A 23,058-nucleotide genomic window follows, 5' to 3' on the forward strand; every position below is an offset into this window, starting at 1 on the left:
TGGCGCGTTCCTACGCCATCCGTTACATACCGTCCAGACGGTTTTTAGTGCAGGTCCGTGATGCAGGCGAAGCGACAGCGACTGGCGGCGCGCCCCGAGATCATCCTGGAGGCGGCCGCGGCCGTTCTCCTGAAGGGAGGCGTCCGCGGGCTGACCATCGACGCGGTCGCGGCCGAGGCCGGGCTGAGCAAAGGCGGCGTCCTGCACCATTACGCGTCGAAGGACGCCCTGGTGGGGGCGCTGGTCGCCCGCAAGCTCGCGGACGTGCGCGCGGAGATCGACGCCTGCGCGCGGGAGATACCGGCCGGCCCGTCGCAGCTTCCCAGGGCGATGGTGGCGCATATCCGCGGGCACTACTGCGACGACAACGAAGCGGCGCGCGCACTCCTGCTGGCATCGATGGAGTCACCGGAGGCGCAGAAAGACTTTCAGGCGTTCGTCGCGGATCAGCTGGACCAGCTCGGACGGATCGAGGGCGCTCCCCCGGGCGAGGGCTCCGTCCTGTACTTCGCCATCCTCGGTCTGTTCATGAGCCGGGCGCTGGGCTTCCAGCAACTCGACGAGGACGCCCTGGCGCCGATGCTCGAGGCCCTCGACCGCATCGCCGGGCGAGCCGGCGGCTAGATCCGGACGCTCAGGCCTGGAACGCGAGGACGGCGCGCGTCCCGGCGCTTCGGGGGGCATACGACAGGGCCGAGCGCAGGTTCGACGCCATGGCGCGCACGATGCGCGACCCGAGACCGGTGCCGCGGACCTCGCCCTCCCCGGTCCAGCCGATACCGTCATCCTCGACGGCGAGCAGCACGGTGTCGGCGGCGTCCCGCTCGACCGCGACGCGGATCTCGCCCGACGTGCCGACCGGGTAGGCGTACTTGTAGGCGTTGGTCACGAGTTCGGTCACGACCACGCCGACCGACACGGCCTTGTCGGTCGAGAGCCGCACCGGCGCGGCACGAAGGCGGATCGCGTGGTCGCGCCCGCTCGCCCGCATGGCGGCCTGCAACTCCTCGACCAGGCTCTGCAGGTAGGCGTCGAGCTCGACGGATTCGACGTCGTCGGACGTGTAGAGGCGGCGGTGGATGCCGGCGATCGCCGAGATCCGGGCCTGCATCTCGTCGAGCGCCGCCTTGGCGGCCGGGTCTGTGACGGCGTTGCGCTGCATGTGCGCCAGGGCGGCGACGAGGGCCAGGGAGTTGGCCACGCGGTGGTTGACCTCGCGCAGCAGCAGCTCGGCGCGGTCGCGCGCCTCGCGCATCTCGGCCTCGGCCCGCTCCTTGTCGCGCCGCAGGCTCTCCTGCCGGAGGGCGGTGGCGACGGCCTCGCCGAGCAGCTCGCGGAACTGACCCTGGACGTCCTTCCAGACGTAGTCCACCGCTCCGGCCTTCAGGGCCGCCACGGCGACGCGGCTGTCCTCGGAGCCGGTCACGTAGATGACCGGCGGCGCCTCGGGCAGCGCGCGGATCTCGGGCAGCAGGTCCAGGCCCGTCTGTCCCGGCATGTGGTGGTCGAGGGCGACGGCGTCGATCCCGCCCTGGGCGAGCCGCGCCAGCCCCGCCGCGCCGTCGGGACAGAGCTCGACCGCGTAGCCGCGCGCCTCGAGGGCGCGCCGGACCAGGCGGCCGAGGCCGGGATCGTCGTCGATGTAGAGGATGCGTGCCGCCGCGGCGGTGCCGTCCCCGCTGGCACGCCGAGCAGTCATGGGTTCTGCGGAACCTGCATGACCGAGAAGAACAGCCCGAGCTGGCGGATCGCGTTCGCGAAGCCGTCGTAGCTCACCGGCTTGGTGATGTAGACGTTGGCCCCGAGGTCGTAGCAGCGCTGGATCTCGCGGCTGTCGTCCGTCGTGGTCAGGACCACCACCGGGGACCGACGCGTGTGCGGGTTCGCCTTCACCTTCTCGAGGATATCGAGGCCGGTCATGTCCGGCAGGTTGAGGTCGAGCAGGATCAGCAGGTGCCGTCGGGCGCTCGCCTCGCCGGAGCCGTCCGGTCCGAGCAGATAGTCCAGCGCCGAAGTGCCGTTGCGGAACGGCACGATGTCGTTGTTGACGCCGGCGCGTCGGATGTTGCGCTCGATCAGGCGCGCATGGCCCTCGTCATCCTCGATCATCACGATGCTGACGGGGTGCACGGGCCGCTCCACGCTCATTAGGCGGCGATGGGCGCCGGTTCGGGGTCGATCCGGACCGCTGTAGCTGTCCCGTGCGGCAAGGTCACGTCGAACGTCGTGCCCACACCGAGTTCTGAACGGATCTCGATCCGGCCACCGAACGAGCGCACCAGCGCCTTCACGTGGGCGAGACCGATCCCCTCGCCCGGGCGGTCCTGGGCGCCCGATCGGCGGAAGAGTTCGAAGACGCGGGCATGGTCCCGCGCGGCGATCCCCCGGCCGTTGTCGGCGACGGAGAAGCATACGCCGCGTTCGCCCACGGCCTTGGCCGTGACGGTGATCCGTCCGGGCCGGCTCGGGTCGAGGTACTTCACGGCGTTGTCCAGCAGGTTGCCGAAGACCTGCTCGATCGCGAGCCGGTCGGCGACGATCTCGGGCAGGTCGCGGGCGATCGTCACCGTGGCCCCGACCGCCTCCGCCTGATGCCGCTGGGCATCGGCCACGCCGCGGAGCACGCTCGTCATGTCGAGGGCCTCGGGCGAGAATTGTCGCCGGCCCTCTCGCGAGAGCTTGAGGATGGCGGCGATCAGCCCCTCCATCCGGTTCACCGCCGCCTTGATGAAGCCGAGCGCCTCGCCGAAATCGGCGTCGAGCCGCTCTGCAGCCGGGTGATCCCGGAGAGCCGCGGCGACCTCGGTCCGGGTCGCCTCCAGCTCGCTCGTGAATCCCATCACGTTGACCAGCGGCGCGCGCAGGTCGTGGCTGACGATGTAGGCGTAGCGCTGGATCTCCTCGTTGGACTCGCGCAGGTCGGCTTCGGCCTGACGCTGCTCGGTGATGTCCGTGTGGACGCCGACCCACTCGCGGATCTCGCCGCGCGCGTCGAGGACTGGGATGGCGCGGATCGCGAAGTGTCGCCACGTCCCGTCGCGGACCCGGACCCGGTGCTCGTGGACGTAGGTGCGCCGCGCCCGGACGGTCGCGTTCCACGTCTCGACGGAGGCCTCCATGTCGTCGGGATGGACCGCGTCGGCCCAGCCGTAGCCCTGATACTCCGCCCGCGTCTGACCGGTGATCGCGCTCCAGCCCGGCTGCTCGCCGAGCATCCGGCCCGCCGCATCGTTGGTCCAGAGCACGCCGCGCACGGCCTGCACGGCGGCCCGGAACCGCGCCTCGCTCGCCTGGAGCTCACGCTGCACGCGCTGCTGGTCCAGCGACGAGGCGAGCATCGCCAGGAACAGGATGAGGAACGTGGCACCGGCGACGTAGAGGGCGAGGTTCTGCTGAGCCGGGGCGCCGGTCACCGCGTGGGCGGCGTGGGCGCCGCCCGCCTCGGCGGTGATCGTCGCCGCCGCCATGCCGGTGTAGTGCATGCCCGCCACCGCGAGGCCCATCACACAGGCCGCGACGAGCTTCTGCCAGACGCCGTGTTGCCGGAAGGAGAGCCACAGGGCGGCGGTCGCCGCGGTCACGGCGATCGCCACCGAGAGCGCGATGATCGCCGGGCTATAGGCGAGGTCGCCGGGGATCCGCAGCGCCGCCATGCCGGTGTAGTGCATGCCGGCAACGCCCAGGCCCATCATCGGGCCGGCGACGAGAAGGCTGCCGGTCCCCTCGCCGACGCGCGCCACCCACAGGAAGGCGGCGCCGGTCGCCGCGACGGCGATCGCGAGGGACAGGAGCGTGAGCCCGGTATCGTAGGCGGCCGGCAGGCCCATCTCGAAGGCCAGCATGCCGATGAAGTGCATCGACCAGATGCCCCCGCCCATGGCGAGGGCGGCGCCGGCGATCCACGGCCAGCGCGGTCCCGCGACGGGCCCGCGGATCCGCGCGCCCAGGTCCAGCGCGGTGTAGGACGCGAAGACCGCGAGGCCGATCGACAGGGCGACCAGCGCCGGATTGTAGCCAGTATGGACCATCGACTGCGATCGACGCGTGAAGGAGCCTTCTCGCGATGTATCCCGGGTGATCCGTCGGCGCTATCGCGATTCCGAGACGCATGAAGCTCGCGAACATCGAGCCGCGTCGGCGAGCTCCGAGACCGGCGCCGGGACCAGAGCGGATCGGCCATCGCGATCGGCATCCCGGTGCGCGCCACACAGGCTCAGGCAAGCAGGGTCAGCGATGATGCACCGCGACTCCCGTCAGACGAGACCGGCAGACAGGATGCGCGCCAGAGGCTGGATGACGGCGACGCTGGCATCCCGGCCGGAATGCCTCGGTGGACGGGCGCGTATCGCCGCCGCCGCGCGGCCGAGCCGCGTCGAAAAAAAACGCGTTCGTCACACAGCGACGGTCTCTCCCGGCGGGCGCGCGCGTTCTAGGTTCTATCGATCGCTCAACGCGAATGCAGGTTCATGAACGGACACGCCGCGGCACGATTTCCGGACGACCTGCGCGAAGCCCTGGCGCAGGCTCTGTACGATTGCGAGCGGACGGACGGGGAGGATCGCGCCGCCTGGACCGACACGGACCTTGAGGCCCGCCACCCGGGCCTGCGCGAGCGCTATCGCCGATCCGCCGACGCCCTGGCGGCCGGTCCGCTCGCGGACCTGATGGCCGCCCGCCATGCCGACGAGGAGGAACTGCGGGTGCTGCGCCGGCAGCGGATGTCGCCCGAGCGCGAGCGGGAGCTGCTGGAGGCGAACAACCGCCTCGTCGCCCGCGCCGAGGCCGCCGAGACGGCGCGGCACACCGCGGAGGAAGCGCTCGCGACGCTGCGCCGCGAGCGGGATGTCGCGCGGGAAGCCGAGGCGTTCTGGCAGCAATTCGCCTTCGACGCCGACGATCTCGCGACCCGGCGCCTCATCGAGCAGACCGACGCCCGCGCCGAGGCCGAGCGGCGGGCGATCGAGGAGCGTTGCCGACGGGAACGCGCGGAGGCGGCGCTGCGCCTGTTCGCCGACCGGGCCGACGTCATGCCCAAGGAGGGATGGGCGTCGGAACTGGCGAAGGCCAATCGCGACATCCCGCTCTGGTGGTTCCACGCGGCCCGCGTCGCCCTCGAGCCGCCGGACCTGTCCCGACCGACCGAGGGCGGCGAGGCCTGAACGCCTCAGGCCGCCGCGGGGTGCTTCGCGGGCGTGTCGCGGAACAGAGCCGTACAGCCGGAGCCACGATGCATGCTCAGGATCGACGCGCGGTCGATCTCCGGGTGCGTCTTGAGCACCTTCTGAACGCAGGCGAGCACCCGCTCGTACTGCGCGGCGTCGTAATTCGGTTCGAGCGGGCTGACGGCGATGTAGGTCTCGACCACCAGGACGCGCTCGGCGCGGTCGTGGGCGACGTCGACGGCGATCCAGGACGACTTGATCAGGCTGGTGCTGGCGAGCATGGGCGTTCCTCGTGCAGCGTTACATCGTTTCACCCACGGCCGCGGCGCGTTTTTCATCCCGCGGCTAGGGCAATTTTGGCGAAATCATGGACCGCCTGTCGGCGAATGCCAAGGGGTCGCCGCCCCGGACCCCATGCACGCTGTGCAGCGTGTTGAGCGCGAGCCCGCAGCGGCTTACGGTCGGCCATCGGCCGGTGCCGGAGGTGTCCACAATAGGCACTCGCATCCGGCAAATGGCATGTGGTATACAAATTGGCGGACTCGTCACCCCGGGTCCGCGTGACGGTGTCGCGATACGACGGGACCGCGCTGTGGGAGGGAGAACAGACATGATCCGTTCGAGGATGGAAGGCCCCTGCCCCTCAGTCGCGGCACGCGCGACACGGGCTCGTGCAGGCATCGAACCGATATCCCGCGCGGCCTGAGCCGCCCTCCGACATCCCCAAATCGACTCCAGCTCCGAGACCGATCATGACCAAGGCCCTCGAAGGCGTCCGCATCCTGGACTTCACCCACGTTCAATCCGGCCCGACCTGTACGCAGCTCCTGGCTTGGTTCGGCGCCGACGTCATCAAGGTCGAGCGGCCGGGCGCGGGGGACGCCACGCGTCAGCAGCTTCAGGACATCCCGGACGTGGACAGCCTCTATTTCACGATGCTGAACCACAACAAGCGGTCGATCACGCTCGACTCGAAGAACCCGAAGGGCAAGGAGGTTCTCTGGCGGCTGATCAAGGAATGCGACGTCCTGGTCGAGAATTTCGCGCCCGGCGCCCTCGCCCGCATGGGCCTGACCTGGGAGAAGATCCACGAGGTCAACCCGCGGATGATCCTGGCCTCCGTGAAGGGCTTCGGTCCGGGCCGCTACGAGGATTGCAAGGTCTACGAGAACGTCGCGCAGTGCGCCGGCGGCTCCGCGTCGACGACGGGCTTCCGCGACGGAATCCCGATGGTGACGGGCGCGCAGATCGGCGATTCCGGCACCGGCCTGCACCTCGCCCTCGGCATCGTCACGGCGCTCTATCACCGGACCCAGAGCGGCCTCGGCCAGAAGGTCGACTGTGCCATGCAGGACGGCGTGCTCAACCTCTGCCGGGTCAAGCTGCGCGACCAGCAGCGTCTCGCGCACGGGCCTCTCAGGGAGTACAGCCAGTTCGGCGAGGGCATCCCGTTCGGCGAGGCGACCCCGCGTGCGGGCAACGATTCCGGTGGCGGCCAGCCGGGCCGGATCCTGCGCTGCAAGGGCTGGGAGCAGGACCCGAACTCCTACATCTACGTCATCACCCAGGCCGCCGTCTGGGAGCCGATCTGCGACATCATCGGTGAGCCGGATTGGAAGACCGATCCGAACTACGCGACCCCGAAGGCCCGCCTGCCGCATCTCAACGAGATCTTCACGCGGATCGAGGCCTGGACGATGAAGGTGTCGAAGTTCGAGGTGATGGACACCCTGAACAAGTACGACATCCCCTGCGGCCCGATCCTGTCGATGAAGGAGATCGCCGAGGACGAGTCCCTGCGGAAGACCGGCACCATCGTGGAGGTCGATCACCCGACCCGCGGCAAGTACCTGACGGTCGGCAACCCCATCAAGCTGTCGGCGAGCCCGAGCGAGGTCACCCGCTCGCCGCTCCTCGGTGAGCACACCGACGAGATCCTGCGCTCCGTGCTCGGCTACTCCGAGGCCGAGGTCGGCGAGATCGCCGAGTCCGGCGCGATCGGCGCGGTCCAGAAGATCGCGGCGGAGTGATCGGTCTCCGGCGATCCGGGGGCGAGATCCCGGATCGCCGATGTTACAATCCGGGGGCGTGCGTGAAGCGCGGCCCCGGATTCCGGGTGACGCCGTTCGACAGCCGGGGCACGGTCGCGCCGCCGAGCCCGCGTTCGGTTTGTTTCTCCCCGGCCCCGCTCAGGGTCCGGATGACACCCAGGAGCCTGCATGCGCATCGCCTTCATCGGTCAACAGGATTTCGGAAAAGCGGTCCTGGAGGCGTTCCTCAAACGAGGCGATGAGGTTGCGGCGGTGTTCTGCGCGCCTGAGAAGCCCGGTGCCAAGCCGGATGTCCTCAAGACGGCGGCCGTCGAGAAGGGGCTGACGGTCTTCCAGTTCCCCAGCCTGAAGAGCCCTGAGGCCGAGGACGCCATGCGCGGCCTGAACGCCGATATCGGCATCATGGCCTACGTGCTCCAGTTCGCGCCGCAGAGCTTCGTCAACATCCCGAAGCACGGCACCATCCAGTATCATCCGAGCCTGCTACCGCGTTACCGGGGCCCCTCCTCGATCAACTGGCCGATCGCCCGGGGCGAGTTGCAGACCGGCCTGACAATCTTCCGGCCGACCGACGGCCTCGACGAGGGGCCGGTGATCCTGCAGAAATCCTGCCCGATCGGCGCCGACGCGACCCTGGGCGACGTCTACTTCGACAACCTGTTCCCGATGGGCGTCGAGGCCATGCTCGAGGCGGCCGACCTCGTCGTGGCCGGCCAGCATGTCGAGATCGATCAGGACGAGGACGCCGCGAGCTACGAGGGTTGGTTCCGCGGCGCCGAGGCGGAGATCCACTGGTCGGCCCACGCCGAGCAGATCTACAACCTGATCCGCGCGGCGAACCCGGCACCCGGTGCCTGGACCACGCACGACGGCAAGAAGCTCCAGATCTTCGACTGCAGCCTGCATCGGATCCGCAAGCTCGCCGACGTCGTCGGCAAGCCCGGCGAGGTGATTGCCGTCGACGACGAGGGCTTCAGCGTCTGCGCGCAGGGCGGGCGCCTCGAGATCCGCAAGGTCAAGGCGGAGGGCGGCAAGAAGGTCGCGGCCGCCGAGTACGCCCGGGAGGCCGGGCTGGCGGTCGGTCAGTTTCTCGGGCGCTAGGTCACCCGCGCGTCAGGTCGTCTCCGGCGCGGTCGGCCGCGCCGCATTCAGACCGTAGCCGCGGAAGCGCTCGACCGTCGTGCCGATCTCGTCGTCGGACAGGATGATCGGCGTCCCGATCTGCCGCGCGACGGCGTATTGCTGGCAGAGCGTCTCCAGCTCGACGGCGAGCCACAGGGCCTTCTCCAGGCTCGCCCCGGCCGCGATCATGCCGTGATTGGCGAGGAGGCAGACGTTGCGGTCGACGAGCGCTGCGAGGGCGAGGTCTGAGAGTTCCGCGGTGCCGTAGGGCGCGTAGGGCGCGCAGCGTACCGTCGGGCCGCCGAAGGCCGCGATCATGTAGTGGACCGCCGGGATGGCCTCTCCGCAGATCGCGAAGGCGGTGCAGTAGACCGGATGCGCGTGGACCACCGCGTGGAATTCCGGACGGGACGCGAGGATGTCCCGGTGGAAGCGCCATTCCGATGACGGCTTCCGATCCGGCGCGTGGGTGCCGTCGAGACCCATCCGGACCACGTCGTTCGGTTCGATCCGATCCGTGGGCACGCCCGACGGGGTGATCAGGAGCCCGTCGCGGAAGCGCACCGAGACATTGCCCGACGTGCCGCGGTTCAGCCCCTGTGCGTCGAGTGCCCGCGCCGCCGCCACGACGCCCTCGCGCGCGATCCGCTCGTCCCTGTCCATGCCCGATCTCCGGAAGGCCCGGTTCCCGGTATGCAGGAAGCCCGGCGCCGTAAAGACGGCGCCGGGCTCATTCGCTTCGGTTCGGCGCCGCGGCGCCGAGCGATCGGGGCCTGCTACTGCGCCAGCACCGGCGCGAGGCCCGCCTCGGGCTTCTTGGTGTAGGCGGCGCGCATCGGCTTGAGGACGAACAGCGCCAGCAGGGCCGCGAGGATGTTGAGGGCCGCGGCCGCGAGGAACACCGTGTGCCAGCTTCCGGTCATGGTCGTGAGCACGCTGGTGTAGGGAACGATCAGCGCCGCGGTGCCCTTGGCCGTGTAGAGCAGCCCGGCATTGGTCGCCGCGTACTTCGAGCCGAACGTGTCGCCGCAGGTCGCCGGGAACAGCGAGTAGATCTCGCCCCACGCGAAGAACACGAGACCGGTCAGCAGCACGAAGGCGATCGGATTCTGGCCGAACTGGCTCAGCGCGTAGATGCCCAGGCCCTCGATCGCGAAGGACAGGAACATCGTGTTCTCGCGGCCGATATGGTCGGAGACCCAGCCGAAGAACGGGCGCGTCACGCCGTTGAGAACCCGGTCGAGCGTCGCCGCGAAGGTCAGCGCCGGCAGCGTGATCCCCAGGAGCGAGACCGGGACGTCGGCGATCTTGAAGTCCTTGGCGATCGGGCCGAGCTGCGCGGTGGCCATCAGGCCGCCGGCGGCCATCATGACGAACATCGCGTACATGACCCAGAAGATCGGGGTGCGGACCATCTCGGAGGGCTTGTAGTCCCGCTTCGACTGGCTGACCCGGGCGACTTCCGGAACCTGGCCCTTGGCCGGCGCGCGCAGGAACAGGGCGATCAGCATGACGATCACGCCCTGCCCGATCCCGAAGTAGAAGAAGGCCGCCTCGTAGCCCTGGGACTTGATCATCGCCTGGATCGGCACGACCGTGAGTGCCGAACCCGCGCCGAAGCCCATGGCGGTGATGCCGGCGGCCAGGCCGCGGCGGTCGGGGAACCACTTCAGCGAGTTGCCCACGCAGGTCCCGTAAACCGCGCCTGCACCGGTGCCGCCGATCGCGGCCGCGATATAAAGCACGGTGAGCGAGTCCGCGTAGGAATTGATCACCCACGCGACGGCGCAGAGCAGGCCGCCGAACAGCGTGACGATGCGCGGACCGTACTTATCCACGAACCAGCCCTCGATCGGGACCAGCCACGTCTCGGTGACGACGAACAGCGTGAACGCCACCTGGATCGCCGCGCGATCCCAGCCGTGCCGCTCCTGCATCGGGCTCACGAAGAAGGTCCAGCCGTACTGCATATTGGCAATCATGCACATGCAGACGACGCCGAAGGCGAGTTGCAGCCAGCGGCCGCGCCCAACCGGTTTGACGATCTCGGACATACCGTTCCCTCTTGGCAGTATTCTTGTCGGCGTTCGCGCTCAAGCCGGGCTTATGCCCTGCCACGGCGCAGCTTGTCAGAACAACGTGATCGGAATTCTTCGAAAAATTCTTGGCCCGCAGACAAATAATCTCTGCAGTACAGCAGCATCCGGCGCCGAGTCCGCCTTGATGTCCGATGGTCGACGGTATGCCAGCAAGATGGTGCTGATTTAATCCCGGGGTGTCAATCAAACCTGCAAAAAAACACAGGTTCGCGACCAGGGATTAAATCGCCTTCCCGAACGTGTCTCGCTAGGCGACGGGTGATGGTCGCGCCGCGGCCAATTTTTCAGGTGCCGAGCGCCGGCAATGGTCACAGGTCTGTGGGACCGCTCCGCGATCGACTAGGATCTCGCAAAGGTTTGGGTTAGGTCGTTTGAGAGCGCACGACAGAGAATGCGTGCGAGACATCATGCGTGTGAGCTGACTGGACGAGGGATGTCGAATTCCGAACCGCTGAGCGTGAAGCCCATCGTCGCCAGCTCCAGTCTCCGGACATTGGCCTACGAGGCGCTCAAGACGGCCATCACCAACATGGACATCTACGGGCGTCCGGACGAGGTGCGGCTCGACGAGCGCAAGCTGTCGCAGGATCTCGGTGTCAGCCGCACCCCGGTGCGGGAGGCCCTGACGGTTCTCGAGCAGGAAGGCTTCGTCCGCTCCGAGGCCCGGCGCGGCGTCTTCGTGATCAAGAAGAACAAGCGCGAGATCGTCAGCATGATCCACGCCTGGACGGCGCTGGAGAGCATGGCGGCACGCCTCGCTTGCGCGCGCGCCACCGACGGCCAGCTCCGCTCGCTGCGCGAATCCTTCCCCGAGTTCTTCGAGGGCCAGCCGTCCGAACACATGGACGAGTATTCGGACGCGAACATCCGATTTCATCAGCGGATCATCGCGCTGGGTCACTGCGAGGCGATCGCCGATCTGACCAGCAATTTGCTCATGCACGTGCGCGGCATCCGCAGCACCGCGCTCCGGCAGGGCGATCGGGCGGAGCGCTCCATCCGGGAGCACGTCGCCATCATCTCGGCGCTCGAAGCCCGTGATGCCGATCTGGCCGAGAGACTCGTGCGCGAGCACGGTCTGGGCCTCGCGCAGCACGTCGACACCTACGGCGATTATCTGGATTGAGCGACCGTTCTGTCCTCGCCTGACGGATCGTCCGGCGCGGACGACACCTCGTGCCTCTGCGGCATGATGATGGGCCAAGGGCGCGAGCGGCGCTCGGGGGGAACCCTCGTTCGCCGCGCCGGCTATCACACGAGCTCAGCACGCGCCTGAATATAAATCGCGCGCAAGCGTTGATGCACTGCAGAACATGTTCGGTGAGGCCACGACCTTGCGAAGCCGGTCAGTTGTGCATTTTTATGCATGACTGGGCATCAGTCCGAACTTTGTGGGCTCGATCTGCGCGCCCCATGCATGTCCGACATAATCGGTATTCGTAATCTGGCATACCAAGTTGCGCAGCAGCATGGCACGCATTGCGTCGCAACATGAGGCGGTTCCAGACCGCGCCGGAGAATCCGATGATCGCCAGCTTCCTCGCCATCTTTGTCGCCTTCGCCGCCTGCCAGGCGCTGCTCACCGTCAAGTTCGCGGACTTCCTCTCCGCCGACCGTGCCCGAAACACTGTCGAGCCGACCGCCGACGTCGCGAACGCAAAGCTCGCCTGAAGTCAGTGCTGGATCCGCGATACCAGAGAGTGCGTAGGGGTAACGCTTTCCTCAAATTTTACGCGTAGGGTGAACCGATCGTTGACCGTGCGGGCGAGGAGCTACCGCGTTGGCCCTCGGCGCAGCCTCGGTTTTCTCGGACGGCCCCTTCGTCCTCCTCGTATCGGACCGCCCGTCCGAACGATCGGCCCTTGAGCGTGCCATCGCGCTCGTGATGAACTGCTGGGCGATCCCGCCCGGCGCGCCGCTACCGTCAGGCCGCCCGCACCTCGTCATCCTCGACCTGCCGCCGGCCCATACCGCCAAAGTGCAGTCGACCCTCCCCCACCACGGACCGCCGGTTCCGCGCCTCGTCCTCGTGCGCGGCGAACCCATGCCGGCTACCCGCTATCTGCGTCAGCTGCCGGCCGCCTCGCCCCGGCAACTCGTTCTGGCGAACGTCTTCGCCATGATCGAGGAGGCGACGCGGTCCGCAGAGCTGCGGCAGCGCCGGCTGCTGGAGCGCGTCTCGGGCGCGACCGCCGTCGTCGCCGAGATCTTCGACAGCGCCGCCCTCGGGGCCCGGCTGCAGCGCGCCGACGCGGATCGCGGGACCGAACTCGTTCTGGCGGCGATCTCCGAGGTCGGGATCTCCGAGTGGCTTGCCGAGGTCTGGCGCCACGAAATCGGCGTCTATCAGCACACCCTCGGCGTCGCGGGCCATGCCGCCACGTTCGGCTCGCAGATCGGGCTCGGTCAGACCGATCTCGCACTGCTGGTGCGGTCGGCGCTCCTGCACGACATCGGCAAAGCGCGCATCCCCGTGGAGATCCTCAACAAGCCGGGGCCGCTCAACGCCGAGGAATTGCGGCTGATGCAGCGCCATCCCGACATCGGCGCCGATCTGCTCCGGGCGCACGGCGATTTCGAGGACGCGGTGATCGACGTGGTTCGCCACCACCACGAGCGTCTGGACGGGAAAGGATATCCCGATCGGCTGTCCGGCCCCGCGATCTCCGACCTCGTGCGGATCGTGACGATCTGCGACGTGTTCTCCGCGTTGACCGAGCGGCGGACCTATCGGCAGCCCGCCTCGCCCGCCGAGGCGCTGTCGATCATGACGGACAGCGCCGGGCATCTGGATCCGGATCTCCTGCGGGCCTTCGCGCCCTCCATGCTCAAAGGCAGCGCCCTGGCGGCCTGAATCCGCAGCTTGAATTCGCGGCCTGATCCGCGGCCGGGCGTGGCTCTGGCGCCACGCCGGTCGGCGGGATCCTGCCGGCGCGCCGCGCGCCGCGCTTTCGCCGCAACCGCGCCGGAGGGAGACGGTCCCGTCTCACGCAATGCCGTTCGGACCGTGCCCAAACTCAGTCGCGCCATCGCCGCCGCCCTCCTGCTGGCTCTCACCGGGTGCGGCGGTCTCTCGGTCCTTCCCGAGTCCTCTGTCGAGAACGCGACGCACACCGCCGTGCTCGACGAGGTCGCGGCCGCCGCGGCGATCTCGGCCTACCGGGTCCAGCACGGCCTGAGCCCGGTCGTGGTCGATCCGGCTCTCGTGAAGGCGGCGGCCTTCCAGGCCGGTAACAACGCCCGCCGCGGCCAGCTCAGCCACGATGCCGGCGGCAGCTTCACCTCGCGCATGGCGTCGGCCGGTCTCGCGAGATCCTGGGCAGCCGAGAATCTCAGCGCCGGCTCCGAGACCCTGGAACAGGTGCTCGCCCGCTGGAAGGCGAGCCCCGAGCATAACAAGAACATGCTGCTCCCGCAGATCCGCAGGATCGGGATCGCTCGGGTCGATGCCCCCACGACGCGGTACAAGCGCTTCTGGGCGCTCGTGATGGCCGGGACCTGACGCCGGGGCGTCTCAGGGTTCGGACGGCGCGAGATCGACGATCCGGAGCTGGGCCCGCTCGGCGCCGCGCCAGCGGTCGCAGGACAGGGTCCCGGCCACGTGCATCTCTCGGCCGATCCCGTTCAGGAGGGCGAGGCCGAGCGGCCGTTCGGCCGCGCGGAAGCAGATCGCCCCGACCACCTGACCGTCGCGGCTGCGCAGTCGCGCCCTGACATGGTTCGAGCCGACCACGCCGGCATCGACGAGGCGATGCCGGCCCAGCGCGAAGAGCGGCTCGGGCGCGCCCTGGCCGAACGGGCCGGCCTGCTGCAGCAGCCGGACCGTCTCCGCGGTGGCGCCGCCGGCGCTGAGGCCGCCGTCGATCAGCAGGGCGTCAGCCGCGCGGGCCACCGCGACGCTCGCCCCGAGCAGTATCGCCAGGTGCGCCTCGAAGCGCGGGATGTCATCGGCCCGCACGGTGACGCCGGCCGCCATGGCGTGGCCGCCGCCCTTGCTGGCGAGCCGGGCCTCGACGCAGGCGCGGACCGCGAGCCCGAGATCCGCGCCCGGGATCGAGCGCCCAGAGCCCGTGGCGGTGCCGTCCGGGCGGATCGCGAACGCGAAGGCCGGGCGGTTGAAGCGCTCCTTCAACCGCGAGGCGATGAGGCCGACGATGCCGGGGTGCCACTCGGCGCTGGCGGTCACCAGCACGGTGCGGGCCGGATCCAGCGTCAGCGCCCGGTCCATCTCGGCCTCGGCCTCCTGGACGGCCTGCGCCTCGATCGCCTGGCGCTCGCGGTTCAGCCGATCGAGGTCGGCGGCGATCCGGGCCGCCTCGCTCGGGTCCGCCGTGGTCAGCAGGCGGGCGCCCAGTGCCGAATCGCCGATGCGGCCCCCGGCATTGATGCGCGGCCCGAGGACGAAGCCGAGGTGCCAGGCTTCCGGCGGCTCGCCGAGCGAGGCGGCGTCCAGCAGCGCCGCGAGCCCGGTGCGGCCGCGATGGCGCATCACCGTGAGGCCCTGGGTCACGAAGGCCCGGTTGAGGCCCGTGAGGGGCACGACGTCGGCAACGGTCGCCAGGGCGACGAGATCGAGGGCGGCGGTGAGCTGCGGTTCGGGACGATGGCCGCCGAAGAAGCCGTCCTGCCGCAGGGCGCGGTTCAGCGCGACCAGGGTCAGGAACACGATGCCGGCGGCGCAGAGATGGCCGAGGCCCGAGAGGTCGTCGAGGCGATTCGGGTTGACCACGGCGCGGGCCGGCGGGAGCACCTCGGAGGCCGCGTGGTGGTCGAGGACGATGACGTCCAGGCCGGATTTCTCGGCCTCCTCCAGGGGCGCGTGGCCGCTCGTCCCGCAATCGACGCAGACGAGGAGCGTCGCGCCCTCGGCCGCGAGCGCGGTGATCGCCGCGATGTTGGGTCCGTAGCCCTCGGTGATCCGGTCGGGAATGTGAATCGGCGCGCGCAAACCCAGCTCGCGGAGGTATCCGGCGAGCAGGGCCGCGCTTGCGGCGCCGTCGACGTCGTAGTCGCCGAAAACCGCCACGGTCTCCCCGCGCTTCACCGCCCGAACGAGTCGGCGGACGGCCGCCTCCATGTCGAGCAGCGTGTCCGGATCCGGCATCAGGTCCCGCAGGCGCGGAGCGAGGTGGCGGGGCGCCGCCTCCGGTACGATCCCGCGTCCCGCGAGCACCCGGGCCAGCAGTTCCGGCAGGCCGTGGGCCTGGACCATCTTGGCGATGTGATTCTGGACGGCCGCGCCGCCGCAGCGCTCCTGCCAGCGCCGGCCGGTCACGGAGGCGGCCACACCCAGGAAGGGCGGCAATTCGGCGAGGAGTGGAGCGGACGACACGGACGCCACCCTACACCGGCCGGCGCGAGGAATCTTGCGCCCCGCCGCAACAGCGACGGCGAACCCGATCGCCACAACGAGAAAGGGCGGGCATCGCTGCCCGCCCCTCGACGCTGCTGGAGACCTGGGTCTCAGAGCGACTTCAGCACGCTGTCCACGACCTTCTTGGCGTCGCCGAACAGCATCATGGTGTTGTCGCGGAAGAACACCTCGTTCTCGACACCCGCGTAGCCGGAGCCCATGCCGCGCTTGATGAACAGCACGGTCTTGGCCTTCTCCACGTCGAGGATCGGCATGCCGTAGATCGGCGAGGCCTTGTCGGTCTTGGCGGCCGGGTTGGTGACGTCGTTGGCGCCGATCACGAAGGCGACGTCCGCCTGCGGGAACTCGCCGTTGATGTCCTCCAGTTCGAAGACCTCGTCGTAGGGCACGTTGGCCTCGGCGAGCAGCACGTTCATGTGGCCCGGCATGCGGCCCGCCACCGGGTGGATGGCGTACTTCACGTCGACGCCCTCCTTCTTCAGCATGTCGGCCATCTCGCGCAGGGAGTGCTGCGCCTGGGCGACCGCCATGCCGTAGCCCGGGACGATGATGACCCGCTCGGCGTTCTTCATGATGTAGGCCGCGTCGTCGGCCGAACCCTGCTTCACGGGCCGGGTCTCGACCTGGCCGGTGCCGGCGGCGGCGGTGTCGCCACCGAAGCCGCCGAGGATCACCGAGATGAACGACCGGTTCATCGCGTGGCACATGATGTAGGACAGGATTGCGCCCGACGAGCCGACCAGCGAGCCGGTGATGATCAGCGCGAGGTTGCCCAGGGTGAAGCCGATGCCGGCCGCCGCCCAGCCCGAGTACGAGTTGAGCATCGACACGACCACCGGCATGTCGGCGCCGCCGATCGGGATGATGATCAGGCCGCCGAGCACCAGCGAGGCGATGACGATCAGCCAGAAGATCGCCTTCGACTCGGTGCCGATGAACAGGGCGATCAGCAGCACGAGGCCGGCGGCCAGCAGCGCGTTGATGAGGTGGCGCTGAGGCAGCATGATCGGCTTGCCGGACATGCGCCCGTCGAGCTTGGCGAAGGCGATCACCGAGCCGGTGAAGGTGATGGCGCCGATGGCCACGCCGAGACCCATCTCGAACAGCGACTGCTTGTGGAAGTGCCCGTTCTCGATGATGCCGAACGCTTGCGGTGCGTAGAGGGCGCCCGCGGCCACGAAGACGGCCGCGAGGCCGACCAGCGAGTGGAAGGCCGCCACGAGCTGCGGCATCGCGGTCATCGGCACGCGCTTGGCGATCACCGCGCCGGCGCCGCCGCCGAGCCCTAAGCCCAGCAGGACGAGGATCCAGGCGCCGGCACCCGCCGGCGGGTGGCCGACCAGAGTGGTCAGGATGGCGAGCCCCATGCCGACCATGCCGTACAGGTTGCCCTGCCGGGAGGTCGTGGGGTGCGAGAGCCCCCGCAGCGCCATGATGAACAGGACGCCGGCGACGATATAGAGAAGGGAGGAGACGTTCTCTGACACCGGCTCAGCCCTTCTTCTTGTACATGCCGAGCATGCGCTGCGTGACGAGGAAGCCGCCGAAGATGTTCACGCTGGCGAGCACGATGCCGATGAAGCCGAAGAACCGGGCGAGGCCCGTGCCCTTCTCGATCAGCGGAACGCCGACCGCCAGGATCGCGCCGACGATGATCACCGACGAGATCGCGTTGGTCACCGACATGAGCGGGGTGTGCAGGGCCGGGGTCACCGACCAGACCACGTAGTAGCCGACGAAGATCGCCAGCACGAAGATCGCGAGCCGGAACACGGTCGGATCGACCGCGCCGCCGGTGGCGGCGCTGAGCCCGTGGCCCATGCCGTCGGCGATGACCTGCGCCTGGTCGGCGGCGTTGCGCGCCACCGCGGCCGCCGCGCGCGCGGCGTCGGCCAGCACGCGGGCCTGATCGGCCGCCTGATCGGGAGGGACGATGACGTTTGCCATTCTGCTACTCCTCTCGGCCAGGCTTCACTGCGCGCCCGCCGGGGTGGCCGCACCGGACGCCTTGCTGGCCTCCGACTTGGCCAGCCCCACGGAGGCGGCTTCCGAGGCTGCGCCATCGGTCTTGGGCTGGAAGGATGCGTGGACGACCGAGCCGTCGCGGGTGAGGTTCGTGGCCTTCACCAGCTCGTCGTCCCAGTTGATGGCCAGCGCTTTCGACTCCTTGTCGATCAGGGTCTCGACGAAGGCGTAGAGGTTGCGCGCGTAGAGGCTCGACGAGGTGGCGGCGAGCCGCCCCGGCACGTTGACATGGCCGACGATCTTCACGCCGCGATCGTTCGTGACGACCTCGCCGGCCTTGGCGCCGGCGACGTTGCCGCCGCGCTCCACCGCGAGATCGACGAGGACCGAACCCGGCTTCATCGACGCCACCATCTCCTCGGAGACCAGCTTCGGCGCCGGCCGGCCCGGGATCAGCGCGGTGGTGATGACGATGTCCTGCTTGGCGATGTGACCCTTGACCAGCTCCGCCTGCTTCTTCTGGTACTCGGCCGACATCTCCTTGGCGTAACCGCCGGCCGTCTCGGCCTGCTTGAATTCGTCGTCCTCGACGGCGACGAATTTGGCGCCGAGCGATTCGACCTGCTCCTTGGTGGCGGGCCGGACGTCGGTGGCGGTGACGACCGCGCCGAGCCGGCGGGCTGTCGCGATGGCCTGGAGGCCGGCCACGCCGACGCCCATGACGAAGACGCGGGCGGCCGGCACGGTGCCGGCGGCGGTCATCATCATCGGCATGGCCCGCCCGTACTCGGCGGCGCCGTCGACGACCGCGCGGTAGCCGGCGAGATTGGCCTGCGAGGACAGGACGTCCATCACCTGCGCGCGGGTGATGCGGGGCATCAGCTCCATGGCGAAGCCGTCGATCCCGGCCTCGGCCATCGCCTTGAGGGCGTCCTCGTTGCCGTAGGGGTCCATGATCGCGATCACGGTGGCGCCGCGCTTCAGCTGCGGCAGCTCCTCGGCGCTCGGGCGCCTCACCTTGAGCACGAGGTCGGCGTCCCCGGCAGCATCCGCGGCGCTCCCAGCGATGCTGGCGCCGGCGGCCTCGTACTCGGAGTCCAGGATTCCGGCCTTCTGACCGGCCCCGGACTGCACCACGACGTCGGCACCGAGAGTCTTGAATTTCTTGACGGTCTCAGGAACCGCGGCGACGCGCGGCTCCGCGGAGTCCGTCTCGGACAGCACAGCAATGCGCATGCGAGGGTTCCCCTGGAAAAGCTCGGCCTTTCGAATGCGCGAACCGGCGCAGCTTTTCGAGAGGCGGATCTACGATACCGCGATGGATGCGGCCGGAATGTAACTTGCGCCCAATTTAATTGCCAACAATGTGTCAGCGTCCCGCTCGGCGAACGCGAGCGGGTTCGTCATCCGCGGCGACGCTCGACGCCGCCGCCCACGGCCCTCTCAGGCGAAGAACAGGTAGAGGACGAGGAGAATGCCGACGACCAGCGGGGCCTTCCACCCCACGGCCGGCGCGAGGGCGCCCACCGCGCCCGCGGCTCCGGAGGCGATCACGCCGACGATGGCCAGCAGCCACGCCTCGCGGATCCCGCCGATGGCGAGGGCCAGCACCCAGCAGATGACGACGCCAGTGGCGATTTCGACGAACCGGACAAATCCGCGATAGGTCTGCTCGTGCGTCGTCGCGTCCATCGCCGGGCTGTAGGTGTGCCCGGCCACCGTGTCACTCTCGGCCATCGTGCGCTCGTTTCCCTAAGACGCGACTTCTTGCGGTCGCGGTCGGATGTAGCTCAAGCGTTTACCTGCCGCAATCGGACGCACGCAAGTTGATCGCTCTCCCGGTGGATCTTCGCGTCGAATCAGGCCGGTTTCGGCAGACCGGCTTCGGTGAGTGCCCGGCCCTGGCGTTTCGTGAGTTCGTCCAGCGAGAAATGCTCGATCTCGGCCTCGAACAACCGGTGGTAGTTGAGCTCAGATCTGAGGTGGAGGAACACGGCGCCCAGCCCTACGGCCGCGCGATCCATGAAGACGAATTCCTGCGGGACAGTAACGGGCCCGCGCTCCTTCAGGGCCTGATGGACCTGGAAGGCCTGTCGGCGACCGTACTCCCCCGGCTTCACGCCGTCGGCGACGGTGCGGGTGCGGTCTTCGAGCAGCGGCCCGTAGATGAAGCGGGCCCAGATGTTCAGGATCTCGATCTTCTCCTTGTCGAGATCCTTGAATCCCCAGACCTCGTAGGCGTGGACGATGCGGGCATCGTCGTTCTCCAACAGGCCGCGGTAGAGATCCACGACGCCGCCGACGAAGCGCGGATGGAAGATCCGGACGCAGCCGTAGTCCAGCAGGTTGATTCCCGCGGCCTCGCCGGCGTCCGAGAACACGGTGTAATTGCCCAGATGCGGGTCGCCGTGGATCACCGCTGCCCGGCTGAAAGGGTGCCACCACGCCTTGAACATCGCCTGGGCGATCCGGTTGCGCACCTCGACCGGCTCGTCGGCGAAGCCCAGGATCTTGTCCCCGTCGAGCCAGCCGAGCGTGAGCAGACGCTTCGTCGAGAGCTCCGGAAAGACGCGCGGCACGCGCACCGCCGCGATGTCCTTCAGCACGGCGCCGTAGAGGGCCGCGTGCTTGGCCTCGCGCTCGTAGTCGAGTTCCTCGCGCACCCGCGCGCCGATCTCCTTCGCGATCTCGCGCGTGTCGAGCCACGAGTTCATCCGGCGGTGGAGCGCGAACGCGACCTCCAGCTGCTTCAGGTCGGCCTCGACGGCCGATTGCATGTCCGGGTACTGCAGCTTGCAGGCGAGGCGTTGACCATCCTTGGTGGTGGCTCGATGGACCTGACCCAGCGAGGCGGCCGCCGCGGGCTTGAGGTCGAAGCTGCCGAAGCGCCCCTGCCAGCTCGCGCCGAGCTCCGATTGCATCCGGCGCCGGACGAAGGCCGCGCCCATCGGTGGGGCGTCGGCCTGGAGCTTCTGCAGTTCGGCCGCGTATTCCGGCGGGAGAAGGTCGGGAACGGTGGCCAGCAACTGGGCCACCTTCATGATCGGGCCCTTGAGGCCACCCAGCGCCTGCGCCAGCGCGGCGGCGTTGGTGGTGCCCTCCTTCCCGAACAGCCGCGCCATGGCCATCCGGGCGGCGACGCCGCCGACATTGGCGCCCACGCTGGCGTAGCGCCCGGCGCGGGCGGAGAAGCGGTTGGCTTCGCGGTCGGTCTCGGCCATCTCTCGATCTGCTTGCCTGCTGTTGATCCGCAGATAAGCCGCCCCCGGCCGCGAACCAGGGGCGTGGGTCCCTGCGCCGCGGGGGCCGGCCCGGTCCGCGGCGCTCCTCTCAGGCCCGGCCTTCCATACTCTCCAGTTCGGCGATCATGCTCTCGATCATGCCGAGCCCGATCTGCCAGAAGCCCGGATCCTTGGCGTCGAGGCCGAAGGGTGCGAGCAGCTCGCCGTAGGGCTTGGACCCGCCGGCCGACAGCAGCGCGAAGTAGCGGTCCACGAAGCCCTCCTCCGCCCGGGCATAGACGCCGTAGAGCGAGTTCACGAGGCAATCGCCGAACGCGTAGGCGTAGACGTAGAAGGGCGAGTGGATGAAGTGGGGGATGTAGGCCCAGAACGGCTCGTAGCCGGAATCCAGCGTGATGGCTGGACCGAGCGACTCCGCCTGGACGGACAGCCACAGCGCGTTGATCTGGTCGGTGGTCAGCTCACCCTTGGCGCGGGCGAGATGGACCTTCCGCTCGAACGAGTAGAAGGCGATCTGGCGCACCACCGTGTTGATCATGTCCTCGACCTTGGCGGCGAGCATGGCCCGGCGCTGGGTCGTGTCCGTGGTCGCGGCGAGGAGCCGACGGAAGGTCAGCATCTCGCCGAAGACGCTCGCCGTCTCGGCCAGCGTCAGGGGCGTCGGCGCCATCAGGGCGCCGTTCGGCCCGGCCAGCACCTGGTGGACGCCGTGGCCGAGTTCGTGCGCCAGCGTCATCACGTCCCGCGGCTTGCCCTGGTAGTTGACCAGCACGTAGGGGTGGACCGAGGGCACGGTCGGATGCGCGAAGGCGCCCGGTGCCTTGCCGGGGCGGGTCGGCGCGTCGATCCAGCGCTCGTCGAAGAAGCGCCGCGCGATCCCCGCCATCTTCGGCGAGAACGCGTCGTAGGCCGAGAGCACCGTGTCGCGGGCCTCCGTCCAGGGGATCGTGCGCTGCTCCACGCGGGGCAGCGGGGCGTTGCGGTCCCAGTAGGGCAGCGCCTCCTGCCCGAACCACTTCGCCTTGAGCGTGTAGTAGCGGTGGGACAGGCGCGGATAGGCCGCCCGCACCGCGTCGACGAGGGCTTCCACCACCTCGGGCTCGACCCGGTTCGACAGGTGCCGCGCGTCGGCAACGTCCTTGAACCCGCGCCAGCGGTCGGAGATCTCCTTGTCCTTGGCCAGCGTGTTGGTGATGAGCGTGAACACGCGCGATTGCCCGCGCAGCACTGCGCTGATCGCGCCGGCCGCCTCCTTGCGGACGGCCCCGTCCGGATCCTGAAGCTTGTTCAGGGTCGGCTCCAGCGGCATCTCCTCGCCCTGCACGGTGAAGCGCAGCGAGGCGATCGTCTCGTTGAACAGCCGATCCCAGGCGGCGTTCGACGTGACCGACTTCTCGAGGAACAGCTTCTCGGTCCGGTCGTCGAGCTGGTGCGGCTTCTCCCGCCGCAGGTCCTCGATCCACGGCGCGTAGTGCGCGAGCGGCCCTTCGGCCATCGCGGTGTTCATCGCGGCGTCGTCGACGCGGTTCAGCTCCAGAGCGAAGAACAGGAGATCCGCCGAGGCGCCGGTCAGGCGCTCGCGGGTGTCGCCGTAGAACTTGGCCCGCGCCTCGTCGGTCGTGTCGCCGGAATAGACGAGGCCCGCGAACGACATGAGCTTGCCCAGCAGGTCCTCGATGCCCTCGTAGGCCCGCACCGCCTCGGCCAGCCGCGCGGACGCGTCAGGGCCCGCGGCGAGCTCGGCGATCCGGCCGGCATAGGCCTCGGAGAAGCGGCGGCACTCCTCCTCGGCGCGAGTCATGTCGGCGGAGAAGTTCGGATCATCGAGGCCGGAATAGAGGTCCGTGAGGTCCCATTCCGGTAGATGGCCGAGGTCGGCAGCCTTCGCGGCGGCGCGCGCGGCACTCACGCCCTCCGGCAGGCGGACAGTCACCGGCGAGGCGGTGTGGCTCGGCGTCATGTCGTGCAATCCTCTCCAAGGGCTCCGGCCCCGTACCCTGATATCGAGCGTGCCGCCACGCGTTCAACGCGGACGGTTGGTCG

The 23,058-nt window shown here is 69.1% G+C and carries 21 protein-coding genes; 8 read left to right on the forward strand and 13 right to left on the reverse strand.

All coding sequences use genetic code 11. The features are described 5' to 3' along the window. The first annotated feature begins 60 nt into the window (after positions 1–60). The gene (locus tag BM314_RS01150; RefSeq protein WP_020092021.1) at positions 61–624 is read left to right on the forward strand and encodes a TetR/AcrR family transcriptional regulator; all 564 of its coding nucleotides are present in this window, start codon (positions 61–63) and stop codon (positions 622–624) included. Positions 625–634: 10 nt separating this feature from the next. On the opposite strand, the gene BM314_RS01155 is transcribed toward BM314_RS01150, so the two are convergent. The 3 genes from BM314_RS01155 to BM314_RS01165 are packed head-to-tail and all read right to left on the reverse strand — an operon-like array spanning position 635 to position 4,028. Continuing rightward, positions 635–1,699, reverse strand: a complete 1,065-nt coding sequence (locus tag BM314_RS01155) for a sensor histidine kinase (RefSeq protein ID WP_020092020.1) — start codon at positions 1,697–1,699, stop codon at positions 635–637. Continuing rightward, positions 1,696–2,148, reverse strand: a complete 453-nt coding sequence (locus BM314_RS01160) for a response regulator (protein WP_020092019.1) — start codon at positions 2,146–2,148, stop codon at positions 1,696–1,698. The genes BM314_RS01155 and BM314_RS01160 overlap by 4 nt, the downstream gene beginning before the upstream one ends. Then, complete coding sequence (locus BM314_RS01165) at positions 2,148–4,028, reverse strand: MHYT domain-containing protein (RefSeq protein ID WP_091976518.1); 1,881 nt, start codon at positions 4,026–4,028, stop codon at positions 2,148–2,150. The genes BM314_RS01160 and BM314_RS01165 overlap by 1 nt, the downstream gene beginning before the upstream one ends. Before the next feature lie 438 nt (positions 4,029–4,466). Between BM314_RS01165 and BM314_RS01170 the strand changes: the two genes are divergently transcribed. Then, positions 4,467–5,159 (forward strand): hypothetical protein, encoded by a 693-nt coding sequence (locus BM314_RS01170; RefSeq protein ID WP_020092017.1) that lies wholly within the window; start codon positions 4,467–4,469, stop codon positions 5,157–5,159. A 5-nt stretch (positions 5,160–5,164) separates the two neighbouring features. On the opposite strand, the gene BM314_RS01175 is transcribed toward BM314_RS01170, so the two are convergent. Beyond that, the gene (locus BM314_RS01175) at positions 5,165–5,443 is read right to left on the reverse strand and encodes a hypothetical protein (protein ID WP_091976519.1); all 279 of its coding nucleotides are present in this window, start codon (positions 5,441–5,443) and stop codon (positions 5,165–5,167) included. Positions 5,444–5,914: 471 nt separating this feature from the next. Here BM314_RS01175 and frc point away from each other — a divergent pair, with 471 nt between their 5' ends. Together frc and BM314_RS01185 are read left to right on the forward strand one after the other, a co-directional pair. Next, positions 5,915–7,192, forward strand: a complete 1,278-nt coding sequence (frc, locus tag BM314_RS01180) for a formyl-CoA transferase (protein WP_020092016.1) — start codon at positions 5,915–5,917, stop codon at positions 7,190–7,192. Between the two features lie 189 nt (positions 7,193–7,381). Next, entirely contained in the window at positions 7,382–8,314 is a 933-nt protein-coding gene (locus BM314_RS01185) for a methionyl-tRNA formyltransferase (protein ID WP_091976521.1), read from the forward strand. A gap of 12 nt (positions 8,315–8,326) precedes the next feature. On the opposite strand, the gene BM314_RS01190 is transcribed toward BM314_RS01185, so the two are convergent. Together BM314_RS01190 and oxlT are read right to left on the reverse strand one after the other, a co-directional pair. Continuing rightward, positions 8,327–8,998 (reverse strand): class II aldolase/adducin family protein, encoded by a 672-nt coding sequence (locus tag BM314_RS01190; protein WP_091976523.1) that lies wholly within the window; start codon positions 8,996–8,998, stop codon positions 8,327–8,329. A 113-nt stretch (positions 8,999–9,111) separates the two neighbouring features. Continuing rightward, positions 9,112–10,389 (reverse strand): oxalate/formate MFS antiporter, encoded by a 1,278-nt coding sequence (gene oxlT / locus BM314_RS01195; protein WP_020092013.1) that lies wholly within the window; start codon positions 10,387–10,389, stop codon positions 9,112–9,114. 478 nt (positions 10,390–10,867) lie between these two features. On the opposite strand from oxlT, the gene BM314_RS01200 reads away from it, so the two are divergent. The 4 genes from BM314_RS01200 to BM314_RS01210 all read left to right on the forward strand — a co-directional run bounded on the left by BM314_RS01200 (position 10,868) and on the right by BM314_RS01210 (position 13,936). After that, a complete protein-coding gene (locus BM314_RS01200) occupies positions 10,868–11,560 on the forward strand; it encodes a GntR family transcriptional regulator (protein ID WP_020092012.1) in 693 nt (230 codons plus the stop codon). A 398-nt stretch (positions 11,561–11,958) separates the two neighbouring features. Beyond that, positions 11,959–12,105 carry a hypothetical protein gene (locus BM314_RS30445; RefSeq protein WP_020092011.1) on the forward strand — a complete coding sequence of 49 codons (147 nt, stop codon included), beginning with the start codon at positions 11,959–11,961 and terminating at the stop codon, positions 12,103–12,105. A 109-nt stretch (positions 12,106–12,214) separates the two neighbouring features. Then, the gene (locus BM314_RS01205; protein ID WP_091976524.1) at positions 12,215–13,288 is read left to right on the forward strand and encodes an HD-GYP domain-containing protein; all 1,074 of its coding nucleotides are present in this window, start codon (positions 12,215–12,217) and stop codon (positions 13,286–13,288) included. A gap of 153 nt (positions 13,289–13,441) precedes the next feature. Beyond that, on the forward strand, positions 13,442–13,936 hold the full coding sequence (locus BM314_RS01210) for a CAP domain-containing protein (RefSeq protein ID WP_020092009.1): 495 nt from the start codon (positions 13,442–13,444) through the stop codon (positions 13,934–13,936). A 12-nt stretch (positions 13,937–13,948) separates the two neighbouring features. On the opposite strand, the gene recJ is transcribed toward BM314_RS01210, so the two are convergent. The 7 genes from recJ to BM314_RS01245 form a co-directional block, all read right to left on the reverse strand. Beyond that, entirely contained in the window at positions 13,949–15,766 is a 1,818-nt protein-coding gene (gene recJ, locus BM314_RS01215) for a single-stranded-DNA-specific exonuclease RecJ (RefSeq protein ID WP_091976669.1), read from the reverse strand. A 131-nt stretch (positions 15,767–15,897) separates the two neighbouring features. Then, entirely contained in the window at positions 15,898–17,295 is a 1,398-nt protein-coding gene (locus BM314_RS01220) for an NAD(P)(+) transhydrogenase (Re/Si-specific) subunit beta (RefSeq protein ID WP_020092007.1), read from the reverse strand. 4 nt (positions 17,296–17,299) lie between these two features. After that, a complete protein-coding gene (locus BM314_RS01225; protein WP_020092006.1) occupies positions 17,300–17,755 on the reverse strand; it encodes a proton-translocating transhydrogenase family protein in 456 nt (151 codons plus the stop codon). A gap of 24 nt (positions 17,756–17,779) precedes the next feature. Continuing rightward, positions 17,780–19,009 (reverse strand): Re/Si-specific NAD(P)(+) transhydrogenase subunit alpha, encoded by a 1,230-nt coding sequence (locus BM314_RS01230; protein WP_091976525.1) that lies wholly within the window; start codon positions 19,007–19,009, stop codon positions 17,780–17,782. A 207-nt stretch (positions 19,010–19,216) separates the two neighbouring features. Beyond that, positions 19,217–19,510, reverse strand: a complete 294-nt coding sequence (locus BM314_RS01235; RefSeq protein ID WP_020092004.1) for an aa3-type cytochrome c oxidase subunit IV — start codon at positions 19,508–19,510, stop codon at positions 19,217–19,219. 122 nt (positions 19,511–19,632) lie between these two features. Then, positions 19,633–20,994, reverse strand: a complete 1,362-nt coding sequence (locus tag BM314_RS01240; RefSeq protein WP_091976527.1) for an ABC1 kinase family protein — start codon at positions 20,992–20,994, stop codon at positions 19,633–19,635. Positions 20,995–21,103: 109 nt separating this feature from the next. Beyond that, complete coding sequence (locus BM314_RS01245; RefSeq protein WP_091976528.1) at positions 21,104–22,975, reverse strand: M3 family oligoendopeptidase; 1,872 nt, start codon at positions 22,973–22,975, stop codon at positions 21,104–21,106. Positions 22,976–23,058: the final 83 nt, after the last annotated feature.

Origin of the sequence: Methylobacterium sp. 13MFTsu3.1M2, assembly GCF_900112625.1 — a bacterium.
In the GTDB taxonomy this organism is placed as follows: Bacteria; Pseudomonadota; Alphaproteobacteria; order Rhizobiales; family Beijerinckiaceae; genus Methylobacterium.

What these genes read in the sequence shown, in the direction of transcription:
- BM314_RS01150 (WP_020092021.1), top strand. Translation starts at nt 61, where the DNA reads ATGCAGGCGAAGCGACAGCGACTGGCGGCGCGCCCCGAGATCATCCTG.
- BM314_RS01155 (WP_020092020.1), bottom strand. Translation starts at nt 1,699, where the DNA reads ATGACTGCTCGGCGTGCCAGCGGGGACGGCACCGCCGCGGCGGCACGC.
- BM314_RS01160 (WP_020092019.1), bottom strand. Translation starts at nt 2,148, where the DNA reads ATGAGCGTGGAGCGGCCCGTGCACCCCGTCAGCATCGTGATGATCGAG.
- BM314_RS01165 (WP_091976518.1), bottom strand. Translation starts at nt 4,028, where the DNA reads ATGGTCCATACTGGCTACAATCCGGCGCTGGTCGCCCTGTCGATCGGC.
- BM314_RS01170 (WP_020092017.1), top strand. Translation starts at nt 4,467, where the DNA reads ATGAACGGACACGCCGCGGCACGATTTCCGGACGACCTGCGCGAAGCC.
- BM314_RS01175 (WP_091976519.1), bottom strand. Translation starts at nt 5,443, where the DNA reads ATGCTCGCCAGCACCAGCCTGATCAAGTCGTCCTGGATCGCCGTCGAC.
- frc (WP_020092016.1), top strand. Translation starts at nt 5,915, where the DNA reads ATGACCAAGGCCCTCGAAGGCGTCCGCATCCTGGACTTCACCCACGTT.
- BM314_RS01185 (WP_091976521.1), top strand. Translation starts at nt 7,382, where the DNA reads ATGCGCATCGCCTTCATCGGTCAACAGGATTTCGGAAAAGCGGTCCTG.
- BM314_RS01190 (WP_091976523.1), bottom strand. Translation starts at nt 8,998, where the DNA reads ATGGACAGGGACGAGCGGATCGCGCGCGAGGGCGTCGTGGCGGCGGCG.
- oxlT (WP_020092013.1), bottom strand. Translation starts at nt 10,389, where the DNA reads ATGTCCGAGATCGTCAAACCGGTTGGGCGCGGCCGCTGGCTGCAACTC.
- BM314_RS01200 (WP_020092012.1), top strand. Translation starts at nt 10,868, where the DNA reads ATGTCGAATTCCGAACCGCTGAGCGTGAAGCCCATCGTCGCCAGCTCC.
- BM314_RS30445 (WP_020092011.1), top strand. Translation starts at nt 11,959, where the DNA reads ATGATCGCCAGCTTCCTCGCCATCTTTGTCGCCTTCGCCGCCTGCCAG.
- BM314_RS01225 (WP_020092006.1), bottom strand. Translation starts at nt 17,755, where the DNA reads ATGGCAAACGTCATCGTCCCTCCCGATCAGGCGGCCGATCAGGCCCGC.
- BM314_RS01230 (WP_091976525.1), bottom strand. Translation starts at nt 19,009, where the DNA reads ATGCGCATTGCTGTGCTGTCCGAGACGGACTCCGCGGAGCCGCGCGTC.
- BM314_RS01235 (WP_020092004.1), bottom strand. Translation starts at nt 19,510, where the DNA reads ATGGCCGAGAGTGACACGGTGGCCGGGCACACCTACAGCCCGGCGATG.
- BM314_RS01240 (WP_091976527.1), bottom strand. Translation starts at nt 20,994, where the DNA reads ATGGCCGAGACCGACCGCGAAGCCAACCGCTTCTCCGCCCGCGCCGGG.
- BM314_RS01245 (WP_091976528.1), bottom strand. Translation starts at nt 22,975, where the DNA reads ATGACGCCGAGCCACACCGCCTCGCCGGTGACTGTCCGCCTGCCGGAG.